This is a genomic window from Nocardiopsis alba DSM 43377, assembly GCF_000341225.1.
In the GTDB taxonomy this organism is placed as follows: domain Bacteria; phylum Actinomycetota; class Actinomycetes; order Streptosporangiales; family Streptosporangiaceae; genus Nocardiopsis; species Nocardiopsis alba.
In genome coordinates, this window is record NZ_ANAC01000003.1 from 157,696 (window position 1) to 174,824 (window position 17,129).

The 17,129-nt window shown below is 71.3% G+C and carries 15 protein-coding genes; 6 read left to right on the plus strand and 9 right to left on the minus strand.

Translation table 11 applies throughout. The annotated features are described in order from the left end of the window. The first annotated feature begins 75 nt into the window (after window positions 1–75). From D451_RS0103095 to D451_RS0103105, 3 genes are all read left to right on the plus strand, one after another. Window positions 76–1,233: a S8 family peptidase gene (locus tag D451_RS0103095; RefSeq protein WP_017533391.1), complete on the plus strand. Its 1,158-nt coding sequence runs from the start codon at window positions 76–78 to the stop codon at window positions 1,231–1,233. A gap of 203 nt (window positions 1,234–1,436) precedes the next feature. Next, the gene (locus D451_RS0103100) at window positions 1,437–2,330 is read left to right on the plus strand and encodes a sulfotransferase (RefSeq protein WP_036567692.1); all 894 of its coding nucleotides are present in this window, start codon (window positions 1,437–1,439) and stop codon (window positions 2,328–2,330) included. A gap of 102 nt (window positions 2,331–2,432) precedes the next feature. Beyond that, window positions 2,433–3,587 (plus strand): glycoside hydrolase family 26 protein, encoded by a 1,155-nt coding sequence (locus D451_RS0103105; protein ID WP_017533393.1) that lies wholly within the window; start codon window positions 2,433–2,435, stop codon window positions 3,585–3,587. A 49-nt stretch (window positions 3,588–3,636) separates the two neighbouring features. On the opposite strand, the gene D451_RS0103110 is transcribed toward D451_RS0103105, so the two are convergent. The 9 genes from D451_RS0103110 to D451_RS0103150 form a co-directional block, all read right to left on the minus strand. Next, window positions 3,637–4,221, minus strand: coding sequence for a GNAT family N-acetyltransferase (locus tag D451_RS0103110; RefSeq protein WP_017533394.1), 585 nt, complete (start codon window positions 4,219–4,221; stop codon window positions 3,637–3,639). Between the two features lie 119 nt (window positions 4,222–4,340). Further along, window positions 4,341–5,843, minus strand: coding sequence for a glycosyltransferase (locus tag D451_RS0103115; protein ID WP_017533395.1), 1,503 nt, complete (start codon window positions 5,841–5,843; stop codon window positions 4,341–4,343). Then, complete coding sequence (locus tag D451_RS0103120; protein ID WP_017533396.1) at window positions 5,840–6,298, minus strand: glycosyltransferase family 28 protein; 459 nt, start codon at window positions 6,296–6,298, stop codon at window positions 5,840–5,842. The genes D451_RS0103115 and D451_RS0103120 overlap by 4 nt, the downstream gene beginning before the upstream one ends. 68 nt (window positions 6,299–6,366) lie before the next feature. After that, entirely contained in the window at window positions 6,367–7,890 is a 1,524-nt protein-coding gene (locus D451_RS0103125; protein ID WP_017533397.1) for a lipopolysaccharide biosynthesis protein, read from the minus strand. Continuing rightward, window positions 7,860–8,735 (minus strand): sulfotransferase domain-containing protein, encoded by an 876-nt coding sequence (locus tag D451_RS0103130; protein ID WP_017533398.1) that lies wholly within the window; start codon window positions 8,733–8,735, stop codon window positions 7,860–7,862. The genes D451_RS0103125 and D451_RS0103130 overlap by 31 nt, the downstream gene beginning before the upstream one ends. A gap of 82 nt (window positions 8,736–8,817) precedes the next feature. After that, window positions 8,818–10,041: an aminoglycoside phosphotransferase family protein gene (locus tag D451_RS0103135; RefSeq protein WP_014910832.1), complete on the minus strand. Its 1,224-nt coding sequence runs from the start codon at window positions 10,039–10,041 to the stop codon at window positions 8,818–8,820. Then, window positions 10,038–11,405, minus strand: coding sequence for an ABC transporter permease family protein (locus D451_RS0103140; protein ID WP_017533400.1), 1,368 nt, complete (start codon window positions 11,403–11,405; stop codon window positions 10,038–10,040). The genes D451_RS0103135 and D451_RS0103140 overlap by 4 nt, the downstream gene beginning before the upstream one ends. 41 nt (window positions 11,406–11,446) lie before the next feature. Beyond that, window positions 11,447–13,120, minus strand: a complete 1,674-nt coding sequence (locus D451_RS0103145) for a YveK family protein (protein ID WP_026124783.1) — start codon at window positions 13,118–13,120, stop codon at window positions 11,447–11,449. Window positions 13,121–13,351: 231 nt separating this feature from the next. Beyond that, the gene (locus D451_RS0103150; protein WP_017533401.1) at window positions 13,352–13,744 is read right to left on the minus strand and encodes a hypothetical protein; all 393 of its coding nucleotides are present in this window, start codon (window positions 13,742–13,744) and stop codon (window positions 13,352–13,354) included. Between the two features lie 295 nt (window positions 13,745–14,039). Here D451_RS0103150 and purN point away from each other — a divergent pair, with 295 nt between their 5' ends. The 3 genes from purN to D451_RS0103165 are packed head-to-tail and all read left to right on the plus strand — an operon-like array spanning window position 14,040 to window position 17,091. Further along, window positions 14,040–14,651: a phosphoribosylglycinamide formyltransferase gene (gene purN, locus D451_RS0103155; protein ID WP_026124784.1), complete on the plus strand. Its 612-nt coding sequence runs from the start codon at window positions 14,040–14,042 to the stop codon at window positions 14,649–14,651. Next, window positions 14,648–16,213: a bifunctional phosphoribosylaminoimidazolecarboxamide formyltransferase/IMP cyclohydrolase gene (gene purH, locus D451_RS0103160; protein ID WP_014909912.1), complete on the plus strand. Its 1,566-nt coding sequence runs from the start codon at window positions 14,648–14,650 to the stop codon at window positions 16,211–16,213. Before purN ends, purH begins: the two co-directional genes overlap by 4 nt. Before the next feature lie 17 nt (window positions 16,214–16,230). Continuing rightward, on the plus strand, window positions 16,231–17,091 hold the full coding sequence (locus tag D451_RS0103165) for a bifunctional methylenetetrahydrofolate dehydrogenase/methenyltetrahydrofolate cyclohydrolase (protein ID WP_014909936.1): 861 nt from the start codon (window positions 16,231–16,233) through the stop codon (window positions 17,089–17,091). Window positions 17,092–17,129: the final 38 nt, after the last annotated feature.

Below are 17,129 nucleotides of genomic sequence, written 5' to 3' on the forward strand. Positions count from 1 at the left end.
AATCGGGCGAATACGCACGGTGAGGACCCCTCTGTGTACCCCTGACCCCCGATCTCCCTCATAAGGAGGAACCGCGTGAAGAAGCACCCCACTCGCAGGGTCGCGATCGGCGCCGTCGCGGTCGGCGCGCTCACCATCCCCATGGCCCTCTCCGGGGCCGTCAGCGCCGGTGCGGCCGACCTCGCGCCGGTCTACACCAACGCCTCCGCCTCCAGCGACTGGATCGTCGTGCTGGAGGACTCGGTCAGCACGGCCTCGGTGTCCCCCTCGTCCTTCGGCATCTCGCAGGACCAGGTGAACCACACCTACGAGGAGGCCCTCAACGGTTACTCGGCCACGCTGAGCGAGTCCGAGGTCGAGGACCTGCGGGCTCAGGACGGTGTCGCCTACATCGAGCAGGTCGGTGAGGTCACCACCATGGTTCCCTGGGGCCTGGACCGGATCGACCAGGAGGACCTGCCCCTGGACGGTTCGTACACCACGGAGGCCGACGGCTCCGGCTCCTCGGCGTACATCATCGACACCGGCATCGACCCGGACCACCCCGACTTCGGTGGTCGCGCCGAGGTCGGCTTCGACGCCACCGGCGGTGACGGTCTCGACCGTCAGGGCCACGGCACCCACGTGGCCGGCACGGTCGGTTCCGACAGCTACGGTGTCGCCCCCGGCGCTGACCTGTTCGGCGTGAAGGTCCTCGGGGACGACGGCTCCGGCACCTACGACGACGTCATCGCGGGCATCGACTGGGTGGCCGAGAACGCCGGTCCGAACGCCGTCGCCAACATGTCGCTGGGCGGCCCGGCCTCGCAGGCCGTCGACGACGCGGTGAACGCCCTGGCCGAGTCCGGTGTGTTCGTGGCCGTCGCCGCGGGCAACGAGAGCCAGGACGCGGGCAACGTCTCCCCGGGCGGCGCCTCCGGCGTGGTCACGGTCGCCGCCTCCGACTCGTCCGACGGCGCGGCCTCCTTCTCCAACTACGGCTCGGCCGTGGACATCTACGCCCCCGGCGTGGACGTGGAATCGACCATCCCCGGTGGCGGGACCGACAGCTACAGCGGCACCTCGATGGCCAGCCCGCACGTCGCCGGCGCCGCGGCTCTGTACAAGAGCAGCCTCGGTGACGACGACCAGGGCACCATCCTGGACTGGATGATCGACAACGGCGGTGCCGACAAGATCAGCGGCGTCCCGAGCGGCACGGTCAACCTGCTGCTGAACGTCGAGGGTCTGTAGGACCCACCGGGCTGTGGAGACCCCGCGCGTCCACAATCCGGAGTGAGGATCGACGGGACGGCCCCGGGCCGGAGGGAGACCTCCGGTCCGGGGCCGCGTCGTGTCCGGGGCTCCCCGACACCGACGACCTTCCGGTCATGGTCCGTCACCGAAAGTAATAACCTGAAGGTGTGGATGGATATCGTCTGATCTTCGTCGGAGGAATGGGCCGCTCCGGTTCGACCCTGATCGAACGTCTCCTCGGTGAGCTGCCCGGGTTCTGCTCCGTCGGAGAGACCGTGCACCTGTGGCGCCGGGGGCTGTTGGAGAACGAGCGCTGCGGCTGTGGGAAGGCCTTTCTCGACTGCGGCTTCTGGAGCGAGGTCGGGGAACGGGCCTTCGGCGGCTGGGGAGGCCTGGACGTGGACGGGGTCCTGCGCCTCAAGGACGGCGTGGATCGCACCCGTTTCCTGCCGGCCCTGCTCGACGGAGAGTGGGGGAACGGCGCGTTCGCGACGCGCGGCCGCCTCTACGTCGACCTCTACCACCGGCTCCACGGGGCGGTGGCGGAGGTCTCCGGGGCGCGGGTGGTCGTCGACGCGAGCAAACACGCCTCCCTCGCGGCCTGCCTGAGGCGCGGGTACGGCGATCGGATGCGCCTTCTGCACGTGGTGCGTGACCCTCGGGCGGTGGCCCACTCCTGGGGCAGGAGGGTGGCCCGCCCCGACGCCTCGCCCGACAGTCGGGAGAAGGAGATGGCGCGCTACTCCGCGGGCCGTGCGGCGGTCCAGTGGATGACCCAGAACGCCACCCTGGACGCGCTGGCGCGGCGAGGGGTGGCCACGCTCAGGGTCCGCTACGAGGACTTCGTGGCCGACCCCGACCGGGAGTTCGGCCGGATCGCCGACTTCGTGGGCCACGACGGTCCGCCGCTCGACCTGGGGGGCGCGGGGGTGGAGCCGACCGAGGGACACGCGGTCTCCGGGAACCCGATGCGCTTCCGGTCCGGCCCGGTGGGGGTCCGGGCGGATCACCGCTGGCGCGAGGAGTTCGCCCCGTGGAGGCGGTGTCTGGTCGAGGCGGTCACCGCCCCCACTCGTGGGCGCTACGGGTACTGATGTCCCCCTATGTGCTCAGGGGGTGTCGCCTGCACGGAAAATAACGTATCGTCATACCTTTGTTACCCTGTGTCATCTAAGGGGAAGAGGAGGCGATGGATCATGGGTGGCGGACCGATACGGGGCATGGCCGCGACGGGGGCGCTCCTCTTCGCGCTGGGACTGGCCGGGGCCGGAGACACGCCCACGGTCGCGGACGCGCCGAAGGCGCCGAAGGCCCGCCCCCTGACCGCCCTGCGACCACCTCCGAACCCGGAGGCCCTTCTCGGGCTACCGCCGGTCGGAGCGACCGGCTGCACCGTCTCGGAGATCCTCGAGACCTCCTGCGGCGTCTGGTGGGGGGCCAGTCCCTACCAGGACGAGGTCGAACCGCTGGAGGAGGCGGTCGGCCGGAACATGGACATCGTCTACACCTGGCGGGGGATCGACCAGGCCAGGGTGCCCGGAGAGCGCGAACTGCGGATGATCGAGGAGGGCCGCTTCGTCCACACCAACATCGAGGCGCGCCGTTTCGGCTCTCCCGGCCGTCCGGACATCCCCTACCGGGAGATCATCGCCGGAGAGTTCGACGACTCCCTCCGTTCCCAGGCACGCGCCGTCGCCGAGACCGGGGTCCCCTACTTCATCACCTTCGACCACGAGGCCGACGCCAACCGACGCTACAACCGTCGAGGCACCCCCGAGGAGTTCGTCGAATCCTGGCGGCACATCGTCGACCTGTACCGGCGAGAGGGGGCCGACAACGCCGTCTGGGTGTGGAACGTGACCGGCTGGCCCGACAACCTCGATCGGCTCCCCGGGCTCTGGCCGGGCAACGACTACGTCGACTGGCTCAGTTGGGAGGCCTACAACATGACCGACTGTGACTCCCAGCCGAACTGGAACCACGTGGTCTCCTTCGAGGAGGCGTTGGCCCCCGCCTACGAGTGGATCCAACGGGAGGGGCCCGAGCACGGGATCGACCCGACCAAACCGGTCATGATCGGTGAGATGGGCACCACCGACATCGGGGCCACCGAGACCTACGAGTGGTACGCCGAGATCCCCGAGGTCCTCAAACGTTACGAGCGCGTCCGCGCGGTCAAGCTCTGGGACAACAAGGTCTCCGAGGGCTGCGACTTCCGTGTGAGCGTCAACCCCCATGCCCTGCGCGGTTTCAAGCTGGCCGGCCAGGACCCGTACGTGAACCTGCCCGACCGGGTACGCGAACTGGTCGACTTCGCCGAGCGGCGCAAGCAGGGGCGGGAACAGGACTGACGGTCGGGGAAGGCACCGGTCGGGCGCGGCCGGCGTCCTCCCCGACCGTTCAGCCCCCCGCGGGCCGGGACATCGCCCAGGTACGCGGACCGCCGTCGGGAAGGTCGTACTCGGCGTCGACGGTGAACCCCAGAGACTCGTACAGGCGCACGTTCCCCCGGGCGGAGGTCTCCAGGAAGGCGGGCACGCCGCCGGCGTCGGCCTCGCGCAGACCGGCGCGAACGACCTCTCGGCCCAGTCCGCGCCCCTGGGCGTCGGGGCGGACCCCGACCGTGCCCAGGAACCACACCGGTCCGGTCGGGCGGTGGCGCTCCATGGTCGCCTCCGCCGAGGCGTAGGCGTCGGCCCGGTCCCCGGCCAGTTCGATCAGGGTGGGCAGGAGCCGTTCCAGCGTGACGTCGGCCCCACCCGAGTCCGGGGTCGACCACACGGCGACGGCGGCCAGGTCATCGGAGACGTGGACGCGTCCGTGCGGCAGACCGACCTCGGCGAGGAAGATCCGCTGGAACTCCCGGAGCCGCGCGAGGTGGTCGTCGGCGGTGATCGTGTGCCGTGTGAACGGATAGTCGGCGAACGCCTCCGCCAACGTGTCCGCGGCCCCCTCCACGTCCGCGACCGTGGCCTCTCTGATCATGTGTCTCCCCCTTCGAACCCACCGGCGGAACCGCCGGCCTCACCCGGAGGTTAGTGACCCCTCCCCCCGCGACGCCACGTATTTCGAGGCCGTCCCGGACGGGACGGCCCCGAACGTTCTCAGACGCCCTTGCCGCGCAGATGGAGCATGCGCAGGATCCAGCCCGGAGGCACCCCGCAGATCACCAGGAACGCCAGGTAGGCCCGCCCTTCGGTCGGGCGTGCCCGCAGGGTGGTGCCGATCCAGCGGAGAGCCCGCCCACGACGGCCGGCCGAGGCCTCGGCGAAGGCGATCTGGCCGGTGATGCGGGCGTAGCCGCGCGGCACCAGACGGAACTCCGGGTAGCGCCTCAACAACCAGCGCAGCGCGGTGGAGATGGTCTGCCAACGTTCGGCGAAGAAGGACTTGCGATGCCACAGCACCCGTACGCCCGCCTCGGGGATGTTGCGGATCGGCCCCCGCCGCGCCAGACGCAGCAGCAGCTCGTAGTCCTCGGCGTAGCTGCCCGGGATCTCCTCGCTCACCGCGCCGCAACCGTCCACCATGGCCGAACGGCGGATGAGGAAGGTGGAGGGGTGCAGCTCGGTCAGGCGCGAACCCAACAGGTCTCCGAAGGAGACGCTGGTGCGGTCCAGGACCCGCTCGGACTCCACCTTGTCGTAGACCACCCGGATCCCGCAGCACACCATGTCCGTTCCGGGTTCGGAACGCATGATCTCCACTTGGGCGCGGAGCTTGTCGGGCAGCCAGGTGTCGTCGTCGTCGCAGAAGGCCACCAGGTCGGTGACGGCGGCCAGCACCCCGGTGTTGCGCGCTCCCGCCAGCCCGGGCGTCTGCGTGTTGGTCATCACCTCGACCCGACGTTCCCCCTCGTCCAGGGCGAGGGAGGGGTCGGGGCGGTCGTTGTCGAACACCACGATCGTGGTGACGCGCCCCGGGTAGTCCTGTTCGGCCACCGCCCTCAACGTGCGGCGCAGCAGTTCGGGGCGGCCCCGGGTCGGGACGACCACGGTCACCTCCGGCCAGGTGTCGTCCACGACCGCGGTGGGCGTGACCGGTTCGGTCGTGGCGCCGTCGGTCACCAAGTCGATGAGCTCTCCGGCGCGCAGGGCCGCCCGCTCGGCCCCGCCGTCGGTCTCGGGTGCCACGCGGAAGTCCTCCGGGGAGGCCAACGCCTTGTCGATGAACGTGTGCAGTTGTTGGGCGGTCGAGCAGCCGCGGATCCGGCCGGCCCCCTCCATGCGTTCGACGAACAGCAGCTGGTGGTCGTCGACGTGCTCCTCCAACTCCGGGTCCCTGGCCACCACGATGGGCATCCGGCCCGCCGACCTGGCCTGGGTGATCGTGCCGGGGCCGCCATGGGCGACCACCACCCTCGCGTGCCGCATCGCCTCGGTCAGTTCGTCCCCGGGCAGGAACGGAACGCCGGAGGCCCGCTCCGGCGCGGATCCGTGCCCGTACTGGACGAGGATCCTCAGGTCCGGGTGGCGGCGGGCGTAGTCGTCGATCCAGCGCACGAGGCGGTCGAACGCGTGGTGGTCGGTGCCGACGCTGACGACCACGTCGGGATGGTCGTCCTCGTCGTCTCGGTGCGGATTCGGGCGTGTGGTCTGTTCGGTCACAGGAGTGGTCCTACGGTGATCGCGGTCGGCATGAACGAACGCTGTTCCTCCCATTGGGTGAGGAACAGCCTGGTGAACGGCTTGCAGAGACGGGCGGTGAGAGTGGGCGTGTCGATGCGGTCGTAGACCTCGATGTAGACGGTCGGGATCCGCAGCGCCCAGGCCAGCACGAAGAAGGGCAACGCGACCCCGGCTCCGGTGCTGACGACCACGGAGGGGCGCCGTCCGCCCATCACCCGTAGGGCCAGGACCGTGTTGCGCAGCAGGTTGCCGATGTGACGGGTGGTCGGGTGGAAGGCCCACCGCACGTTCTCCCCGCCGAGGGCGGCCTCGGCGTCGGGCGTGCGGAAGGTGACCCACACGCGTTCTCTGTCCCGCCACCAAGGACGTAGCGAGCACAACTGGGTGAGGTGACCGCCGCTGGAGGCCACCAGAAGGACCGGACGTGCAGACATGTCGTGATCAACTCATAACCGTGTGTCATGAACCGGGATGTGCGAGTGCGGGGTCGGGGCTCTCGGGTTCACCTCCACGACCTCAGGGACAGGTGGTCGCGCAGCCACCACAGCGACGCCAGGTGCCCGAGGACGCCCGCGGCGATGGAGATCCCCAGGGCCGGAAGTCCGCCCCCGGTCATCGCCTCCACGACCCGGGGGAGTCCGCCGAACCACACCAGGGCGCAGCCCACGGCGACCAGGACCGGACGACTCACCGGATGCAGCGCCACCAAGGAACGCAACTGCCACAGGGGCAGGGTCTTGCGCACCAGTACCGCGATCACCAGTGCCACCGCCGCGCCCACCGCTCCGTGGGAGGGCACCAATAGCAGGCACACCCCCACGTTGGCCAGCAACGACAGCAGGTTGTTGAGCAGGTTCAGGCCGGTGCGTCCGGTCATGGTGAGCACGAGGTCTCCCATGCCCAGGACCGCCCCGGTCAACTGTCCGAGGCACACGGTCACCAGGACCACGGCGCCGGTCGCGTACGCGTCTCCGAACAGCCGCATCACCTCGGGGGCGAACACCAGCGCGGAGAGGTAGAGAGGCCAGTTCAGACACACCAGCCAGGCCGTTCCCGCCTGGTAGAGCGAGCGCACGCCCGAGTGGTCCTCCGCGGCCAGGAGCTCCACGAAACGGGGCTGTGCCGCGTACAGCACCGCCTGGGTGCCGAACTGGCCCACCACCATGATCCGGGTGGCGGCGGTGAAGACGGCGGCCCCGCTCAGGCCGCCGAGCAGTGCCACCATCACCACCCCGCCCCGCTGCACCCCCATCTGGGCGACCCCGCCCAGGGCGCGAGGGAGCGAGAAGGCCCAGAACCTCGCCGGGGTGACCGGGCCCTCGTCGTCGGGCGGCACGGCGACGCTCTCGGGAACGGAGCGGCGTACGAGTCGACCCACCCAGAACCAGGCCAGCACCGCCGCCGGCAGGTAGGGGCCGGCCCAGGCCAGGGCCAGCAGCCCGACCGAACCGGTCAACGCGATCATTCCGACCAGCGCGAGCTGCGCCAGCGGCCGACCGACCCGGTCCACCAGGACGGTCGCCGACATGTCGTGATGGGCCCGGGTCGCGGCCAGGGCCGTGTCGGTGAGCACCGCGAACGGGAGGAACAGCGCCAGGATCCTCAGGTAGGCGGCGGCCTCCTCGGGGCCGAGGGCGTCGGCGAGGGGGTCGGCGAACACCAGCAGGAGCACCGAGACCAGGGACGCCGTCACCACCGCCGGTCCCATGGCCAGCCGCAACAGCGCGGGGACGCCTCCGGGGCGGCCGAACACCCGGAGCCGGGCGATGAAGTACACCAGCCCGTCCGGGGCTCCCAGGTTGGCCACCGCCGTCATGATCAGGAACACCGACGTCGCGGAGAACAGCAGGCCCGCCGTCTCCTGGGAGAAGGCGCGGGCGATCGCGACGATCAACGCCAGGTTGAGCGCGGCGCTCACCACCGCGCCCGCCATGTTGATCACCCCGCCGCGCAGTACGCGGCGGGTTCCGCGGTCGACGCGGTGTTCCGCCGACGTCACATCGACCACGAGGGGGTGCGCCCCCACCAGTCGGCGAGGCGGGCGTCGCTCTCGGTGAACCGGGCGGTGAGTTCGGCGCGCAGGGAGTCCGGCATCACCGAGCGCTTACGGGCGTTGTGGCGGCCGGGCGCGGCCATGGGGGTGGTGGGCAGGCCCAGGAAGCGGACGATCTCCTCCAACGCGCGGGAGGTTCCGTCGAACAGGTCGGCGTAGTCCACCACGTGCATGCGATCCCGCCCCACCCGGGCCTCCATGCGCAGCAGTTGATCCACGTAGTGTCCGCGCGCCACGTACCCGTGGTGCTGGTGGGAATGGGAGTAGTGGCCCGGGTCCTCGATCAGGCGCTCCTCGGCGCCCGCCAGACGCTCCGGCTCCAATTCGATCGCGCGCGCGAAGGATTCGGTCTCGAAGCCCCGGGCGGTTTCGTGGGCGTGCGCGGAGTAGGCCCGCTCGACCGGATCGCGCAGGAGCACCACGACCTTGACCCCGGGCAGTTCGCGGGCGATCCGCTCCGGGGCCAGGGGGTGGAACAGGTAGTACGGGCTGGACTCGAAGACCAGGGTCCGCGGTCGCCCCCATCGGGACCGCAGACCGCCGCGCAGAGGGAAGTGCGAGCGGTACCAGGACAGGCCGCGGTGGTATCCCGTGTCGAAGTAGTGGACCCCCTTGCGCAGGGTCGGACCGGAGATCGCGGGGTGCGAGCACAAGGCCTTGAACAGCGAGGTGGTACCCGACCGCTGGGCTCCGCAGATGAGGAAGTCCGGCAGGGCCCTCGCCGGACTGGTCACGCCCCCCAGCCCGTCGGCGATCGGTAGCAGGGCGCGCCGGGCCGGGACGGCCAGGCGGTTCAGCGCAGAGGTGGCCCGGGACATCGCGAGCTCCTTCGTTGTGAGACGTGGCCCCGCCGCGGCGACGACGGGGTCGGGACGCGTGCCGTCCGATGACATCGGTCGTTCAACCGGTGTGGACGGCCTCGTGGGCGGCTCGTTCCTGGAGCCCCTCCAGGGCGGGGAGCAGCCAGTCGTCGACGGCGGCGAGGTGACCTCCGCTCTCCGCCTGACGATCGTGCAGGTAGCGGGTGGCCAGGTCGATCAGGTACAGGGCCATCACGGTGGAGACCGTGTTGGGTCGTACTCCGAGCTCGGCCAGGAGAGGGTCGCGCAGAAGCCGCGCGCCGCTGTCCAGCCAGCGGTGCACCCCCGGGTGGACCCCGGCCTGAACGCATTCGTTGAGGTCGTAGTGCAGGGCGTCGAACCCGGCGGGGGCGTCCAAGGACAGGCGTTCCCAGTCCCAGACGAACGCCCGTCTCGCGGTGCCGGCGATGTTCCATCTGGTGAGGTCGCCGTGCCAGGCGCCGAAGCATAGGGACACGTCCGGGAGGCGTTGCAGCGCGGCGCGCAGAGGGCCCACCTCGGGCCGGGAGCCGAGCTTGGCGATCCTTTCGTCCAGCGCGCTCCGGTAGGGGCTCATCGAGAGTCGGCGTTCGGTCACCGGGGCCACGGAGACGATCCGGGTGACGCAGCGCAGGAGCTGGTGGCGGGTGGGGCGGTCGGTCTGGCCGCCCACCGGGAGCCCCTCCTGCACCAGCAGAGGCTGTCCGTTCCACTCGCCCTCGTAGAGGAGACGGGGCACCGTCACGTCCGGCAGTCTCGCCTCCGACAGCAGCCGGAGCGCCTCGGCCTCGGCCCGGACCAGCCGGCCGGTGAGCTCGTTGACCGCGACCTTGGCGTAGCCGATGGTCCGCCCGCCGGGGGTCAACAACAGCAGGACCGGTTTGCGGTTGGCGCGCGGCGGTCCCAGGTGGATCGCGATGGACAGATCGCGGTCCAGCGCGGCGGCGAGCGCGTGCTCGATCCCCGGGCCGGCGCCCACGTACAGCCGGTCGCGCAGCAGGAGCGGGGCCACCCCGCTGGCGAAGGCCCCGGTCAGCAGCAGAGTGCGCAGGCGCTCGCGCAGGGAGTGGTTCTGCGCGAAGGAGGTGATGCCCCGGGTGGCCGCCGAGCGGTCGTGCACGGGCAGGATCACCCTCGGGTTGTGCGCGCTGGGCACCGGCAGGTACTGGTGCCCCCGGCGCCGGGGAGGCGCGTTGCGAGGGCCTCCGTCTCCGGTACCGAGCAGTCCGCCGCAGGGCCACAGCACGGCGGCGAGATCGGTCAGGTAGGTGGTCTCTGTGGTCACCAGGCACCCCCGCCGGTGCGCGCGGGCCCCCGTCGTGCCGACACCCTCGGTTCCTCGACGCGCCACAGGAGGGCGACGGCGATCATGGTGACGGCGAGCGGGGACATGAGCGCGACGTAGAAGAACATGTACCAGAACAGCAGCAGAACGGTCAGCAGGGCTCCCTGCCCGACCAGGGTGGTCGCGGAACGGTAGCGCCACGCGACCAGGACGAAGAAGGCCACGAACAGGGCCGTGCCGACCCAACCACCGGCGATGAGCGTCATCCACAGTTGACCGGCGTTGCCGATCACGTGCTGCCCGCAGCCGGGGCACTCGGCGGTGGGGCCGACCGCGATCGAGTCGGAACTGCCCAACGACTCCCGCGTGGTGCCCCACCCCACGATGGGGGAGAGGTCGGCGGCCTCGACGGAGGCGGAGTTGGTGGCGGCGCGGCCGTCGTCGCTGTGGGGGTTGTCCGCCCGCGCGCGCACGACGTCGGCGAGGGGGGACAGGAACAGGCCCGCCATCAGGAAGAGCATCGCGACCGTGCCGGCCAGGACAGGGACCACCCGACCCCGGCGGAGCGCCTGTACGGCGACGAAGAGCACCGAGAGGACCAGGCCGGCCCACAGCGCGCGGTTCAGCGAGTGGACGACCGGGGCCACCGAGGCCACGACGACGATCAGCGCGGCCCAGCGGACCGGCCCGGTCCGTTGGAGGATCCACCCCAGTACGAGCCACACCAGGAGCAGGGACAGCATGTAGCCCCAGATGTTGGTGTACTCCCAGGGGGCCTTCGGCCGGGCCGATTCATAGCCGAAGATGTCCATGACCTGGGCGGAGGCCGGATGGATCAACGTCTGCATGTAGGGGTCGGAGGCCAGGGAACCGGGCATCAGGTACTCTAGCGGCGCGGTGAACTCGAACCGCGGCGCGAGCATCCCCAGGTAGCCGCCGGCCACGGTGACCAGGCACAGCACGGCCAGGGCCCACACGACGCGGCGCACCGGCAGTTCACGCTCGGTGAGGTTGCCGATGTAGAGCATCACCACGGTCAGCACCAGGTAGTTGACCGCTCTGAGGATCGCCCCCGGAAAGCCCCCGCTCTCGGGGACGGTCCCCGGCATCGTCAGGGGCACCAGGGCCAGACCGAGCAGGGTCCACACCAGGAACAGGCCCCACACCCAGAACCACGGGGGGACCCGCAGGCCCACCGTCCGGTGCCGCCGGACCAGCTCGGCGAACATCGGTACGGCGAACAGCCAGTAGGCGAACTGGCCCATGCCCAGAGCCCACCACAGGGGATAGCCGACGAGCAGCCAGATCAGAGGTCGTCCGGTGACCGGGGCGAGGCCGCGCGCGGGCGCGACCTCCCAGGCCACCCCTTTCGGACGCGTCCCTCGGACGGCCCGGCCCCGGGCCGTCAACGTCGGGATCCCGCGGAGGCGGCCCCGGCGCCGACGGAGGGGGTCGAGTCGGAGCCGTTCGTCTCCTCGTCCTTCTCGGCCTCGGCCTCGGACGTGTCGGCCTCGGCGGGCCGCGGGGGCGCGGACGGGACGGACTCGGGCAGGGGGGCGGGCGCGGGCTGACGGGGGACCGTGATCGAGCCGGGCACGGCCACCCCGAAGCGGGAGCCGGCGGTGATCAGCTCGTTCAGGACCTCGCGGCGGCTCCGGCCCAGCTCCACCACCGGGAGCAGCAGGTCGGCGTGGGCGGCCAGCGCGTGGGCGTCGGCGCGCTCTCCGGCGGAGGCGGTCACGATGACCACGAACTCGGCGCGGGGACGGAGCAGGTCGACGAGCTCGGCGGCGCCGCCTTGGAACGGGGCCGTGACGCCCGGACGGCCGTACCGCAGCGCGCGCAGACGGGGGAGCCCGGAGGGGCGGACCACCAGGTCGTCGGGGTTCTCGCCGTCGACGAGGATCTCGGCCAGACCGGGGCCCTCGTCGAGCCCGAGGAGGGCGTTCATGGAGTCGGCGCGCGGGTCGGCGCACACCAACAGGGTGTCGGAGCCACCCCGGGCCAGGGCGGCGGCCAGGTTCACGGCGGCGGCGATCCCCGAACGCCCGGGAGTGGTGCCCGTGACCACGATCACCTGGCCGGAAGCGGACACTCCGTCGACCACGGAGGCCCCTCCGACGGACGCGCGGGCACGGATCAGGTGGGCGAGTTCGTCGGCGCGCCGGCCGTCGGGGTCGGCCTCGGTGAGCAGCCCCGGGGTCCGGTCGGGGTCCGTGCCGGGAGTGGACAGGTCCAACAGGACGGGCAGGCCGGCGATCCGGGCGGTGTCCTCGGTGTCGCGCAGGCGCGGGTCCAGCCGGTCGCGCACGACGGCGGTCAGGAGCCCGGCCAGGAGCCCGAGGGCCGCGCCCGCGACGATCCACAGTGCCGGGATCGGGGAGGAGGCCGAGGCGGGCAGGTCGGCCGGGGTGAGGACCTGACCGGGGGAGACCGTCTCGCGCAGGGCGCCGAGCGGGCCGATCATGTTGCCGAGGTCGCCGATCTCCTGCCGGAGGGCGTCGGCGCGGGCGCTCTCACCGGCGTTCGAGTCGCCGGGGGCGGTTTCGGACAGCGCGTCGTAACGCTCCTGCTGTTCGGCCCGCAGAGTCTCCAGATGGCCGTCGATGAGGTTCCGGACCTGCGTTCCACGCTGTTCCAGGTAGGCGTCGGCGAGGGCGGCGGCGCCCGTGCGCGCGGTCTCCGGGGAGCGGGCGGAGTAGTGCAGTTCCATGATGTTGCTGTTGGGCGGGACGGTCACGTCGACGTGTTCGCGTACGTCCTCGGCCGAGGGGGAGCCGGGGATCTCCTCGGCGGCGGCGCCGGCGACCCGGTCGGAGAGGACGACCTGGGCCTCGCTGTCGAGGTTGACGTCGCCGGTCAGGCGGCCGGAGCGCTCCCCGGTGAACTCGGCCATGCCGGTCGGGTGCACTTGGACGGCGGTGACGGAGGTGTAGGTGGAGGGCACGGCGAACGCCCCCGCGGTGGCCAGGACCAGTCCGCCCAGCACACCCGCGACCACGAGCCGCCGGCGGCGCCTCAAGAGTGCGGTGTACTCCTTCAGTTCCGGTCCGGACGGGCCGGGGACGTCGGTGGCCATCGGGTCCTCTCCACACAGACATGGCAGCACTTTTAGTAAGTGATTGCATACTAAGTGTAATCCCTTTGGGTCTGCCCGACGGTTTGAGAAACGGCCTTTTCCCTTCCGAAACTGTCCGGAAACCGAGGGTCGAGGGGGAGAATCGACCAGATAAAGCGGACATCAAGCTTCTTCGAGCATGAAAAAGGGCGTCGGGATCTCCCGACGCCCCGCGCGCACGCGCCCGCGGACCTACCCTCCGGCGATCGCCGTGGGCAGCCCGGTCTCGGACTTCCAGGCCTGGTCGCACTCCTTCTGGCTGGAGACCGTCTGGGCCCGTGCCGAACAGTCCCGGTACTCGGTGGCCGGCCCGTTGTAGACGAACAGCACGGCGATCATCGACGCGGAGAGGACCACGCCCACCATGCCCACGGCCATACTCGCCAGGGCGCCGGGGGCCTCGGAGCCGTGGGCTCTGGCCGCTCGGCGGGCGCGTAGCCCCTGCACCAGGCCGAAGGCGGACAGGACTCCGCTGTAGGGCGGGAACAGAAAACCCGCCAACCCGAGGAACAGCCCCCAGAAGCCGCCTCGCTCCACCTTCGGTGGCTGGCCGTCGGTCCGGGACTCCGGGCTGTGGTCGGTCACAGGTTCACTCCTTCGATGGCACCGTGCGGGGCGGGGCGCCGTGGTCCGCGGCGCCGGAGCGGCGCGGGGTCGTCTTGGACGCGAATGGAACTGAGGTCCGCGTGGGGTAGACGCTACCCGGACCGATAGGGTGGGAACGCGGACGGGCCGAGTAGGCCCAGGTCCGGCGTGTGCGCCGGACGTACGCGCATTCCGGATGCCGCGCCGTCCCCCGGCGCCCCCGGGAGCGGAGGGCCTCGGGCCTCTCCGCATCGTTCTTCTACACGTGAGGGAGAAGCACGCTTTGTCCGCGCGAGTGGTGGTTCTCATATCCGGGGCGGGCAGCAACATGGCCGCTCTGATGGAGGCCGCGAAGGACCCCGACTACGGGGTCGAGATCGTCGCAGTCGGTACGGATCGCGAGGGAACACGCGGTATCGAGGTCGCCCGGGAGGCGGGGGTGCCCACCTTCGTGGTCCCCTTCCGCGCCTACGCCGACCGTGCCGAATGGGATACGGCCATGTCCGACCGGATCGCCGAGTACACACCCGATCTGGTCGTCTCCGCCGGCTTCATGCGCATCCTGGGGCCCGCCGTCGTCGGCCGGCACCAGGCGGTCAACATCCACCCGGCCCTGCTCCCCTCCTTCCCCGGCGCGCACGCGGTACGCGACGCGCTCGCCCACGGTGTCCGCATCACCGGCACCACCATCCACTTCCTCGACGAGGGCGTCGATTCCGGGCCGATCATCGACCAGGTCGCGGTGCCCGTCGAGGACGGAGACGACGAGTCCGGCCTCCACGAACGGATCAAGGTCGTGGAACGGCGGATGCTGGTCGACACGGTCGGCCGGCTCGCCCGTGAAGGCTGGACCGTCGACGGCAGGCACGTGCGGTTCGGCCGCACCGACACGAAGGAGAACCGGTGACCCAGCAGGCCATCAGGCGTGCGTTGATCAGTGTGTACGACAAGACCGGTCTGACCGACCTGGGCGCGGGTCTGGCCGAGGCCGGGGTGGAGATCGTCTCCACCGGCTCCACCGCCGCCACCCTCACCGCGGCGGGCGTGCCCGTCACCCCGGTCGAGGACGTCACGGGCTTCCCCGAGATCATGGAGGGCCGGGTCAAGACCCTCCACCCCTCCGTGCACGCGGGCCTGCTCGCCGACCGGAACAACCCCGACCACGTCGCCAAGATCGACGAGTTGGGCATCGCCCCCTTCGATCTGGTCGTGGTCAACCTCTACCCCTTCTCCGACACCGTCGCCTCGGGTGCCTCCGAGGCCGACTGCATCGAGAAGATCGACATCGGCGGTCCGGCCATGGTGCGCGCCTCCGCCAAGAACCACGGCAGCGTCGCGATCGTGGTCGACCCCGCCGCCTACGACTCCGTGCTGGAGGCGGTCCGGGCCGGCGGCTTCACCCTGGACCGGCGCAAGGCCCTGGCCGGGCTGGCCTTCCAGCACACCGCCGCCTACGACGCGGCGGTCGCCGAGTGGTTCGCGACCGCCTACGCCCCCGACACGGAGACGGACGAGGGCGGCCTGCCCGCCTTCCGCGCCTCGGTGTACACCCGTGAGAGCGGTCTGCGCTACGGCGAGAACCCGCACCAGAAGGCCGCCCTCTACACCGAGGTCGGCGCCTCCGGCGGTCTCGCCGGCGCCGAGCAGCTGCACGGCAAGGCCATGTCGTACAACAACTACGTCGACGCCGACGCCGCCCTGCGCGCCGCCTACGACTTCGACGAGCCGTGCGTGGCCATCATCAAGCACGCCAACCCGTGCGGTATCGCCGTGGGCACCGACCTCGCCGAGGCCCACCGCAAGGCGCACGCGGGCGACCCGGTCTCCGCGTTCGGCGGGGTGATCGCCGCCAACCGCGAGGTCGACGCCGAGGTGGCCGCGCAGATCGCCGAGATCTTCACCGAGGTCGTCGTCGCCCCGGGCTTCTCGGACGAGGCGGTCCGGACCCTGTCGGCGAAGAAGAACATCCGCCTGCTGGTGGTCGCCGACCCGGCCAAGGGGCCGCGCCGCGAGTTCCGTCAGGTCAGTGGCGGTCTGCTGGTCCAGGACACCGACGTCGTCGACGCCGAGGGCGACGACCCCGCCACCTGGACCCTGGCCACCGGCACCCCCGCCGACGAGGCCACGCTCGCCGACCTGGCCTTCGCCTGGACCGCCGTGCGCGCGGTCAAGTCCAACGCGATCCTGCTCGCCGCCGACGGCGCCACCGTCGGTGTCGGCATGGGCCAGGTCAACCGGGTCGACTCGGCCCGGCTCGCGGTCTCCCGCGCGGGAGACCGGGTCAAGGGCGCCGTGGCCGCCAGCGACGCCTTCTTCCCCTTCCCGGACGGTCTGGAGATCCTCACCGAGGCCGGCGTCCGCGCCGTCGTCCAGCCGGGTGGTTCGGTCCGCGACGCCGAGGTGATCGCCGCCGCCGAGGCCGCCGGGGTCACGATGTACCTCACCGGCACCCGCCACTTCTTCCACTAACCGAGCAGGAGCAACGCATGAGCGCGATCGTTCTGGACGGAAAGGCCGTCGCCAAGGCCATCAAGGAGGATCTGGCCGGGCGGGTGGCGCGGTTGCACGCCCAGGGGATCACCCCCGGGCTGGGGACCGTACTGGTGGGGGACGACCCCGGCAGCCACTCCTACGTGCGCGGCAAGCACCGGGACTGCGCCCAGGTGGGCATCGCCAGTATCCGTCGCGACCTGCCCGCGGACGCCACCCAGGCGGACGTGGAGCGGGCCGTCCACGAGCTCAACGAGGACCCGGCGTGCACGGGTTACATCGTGCAGCTCCCCCTGCCCAAGGGGCTGGACGAGGGGCGCGTGCTGGACCTGATCGACCCGGTCAAGGACGCCGACGGTCTCCAGCCGGTCAACCTGGGCAGGCTCGTCCTCATGGAGGAGGCCCCGCTGCCCTGCACACCGCGCGGCATCGTGGAGCTGCTCCGCCGCTACGACGTGCCGCTCAAGGGCGCGGAGGTCGTCGTGGTCGGACGCGGCGTCACCGTGGGCCGCCCCCTGGGGCTGCTGCTCACCCGCCGTTCGGAGAACGCCACCGTCACCCTGTGCCACACCGGCACCCGTGACCTGGCCGAGCACACCCGTAAGGCCGACGTCATCGTCGCCGGAGCCGGGGTGCCCGGGCTGATCACCCCCGACATGGTCAAGCCGGGGGCGGCCGTGCTGGACGTGGGCGTCTCGCGCACCGAGGCCGGTCTCGTCGGAGACGTGGCCCCGGGCGTGGAGGGCGTCGCCGGGCACCTTTCCCCCAACCCCGGGGGAGTGGGCCCGATGACCCGGGCGATGCTGCTGGTCAACGTGGTCGAGGCCGCCGAGCGTCAGGCCGCGGCCCGGTCCTGAGCGCACCGGTCCACGGCGAGGGGCGGTTCCGTACGGGA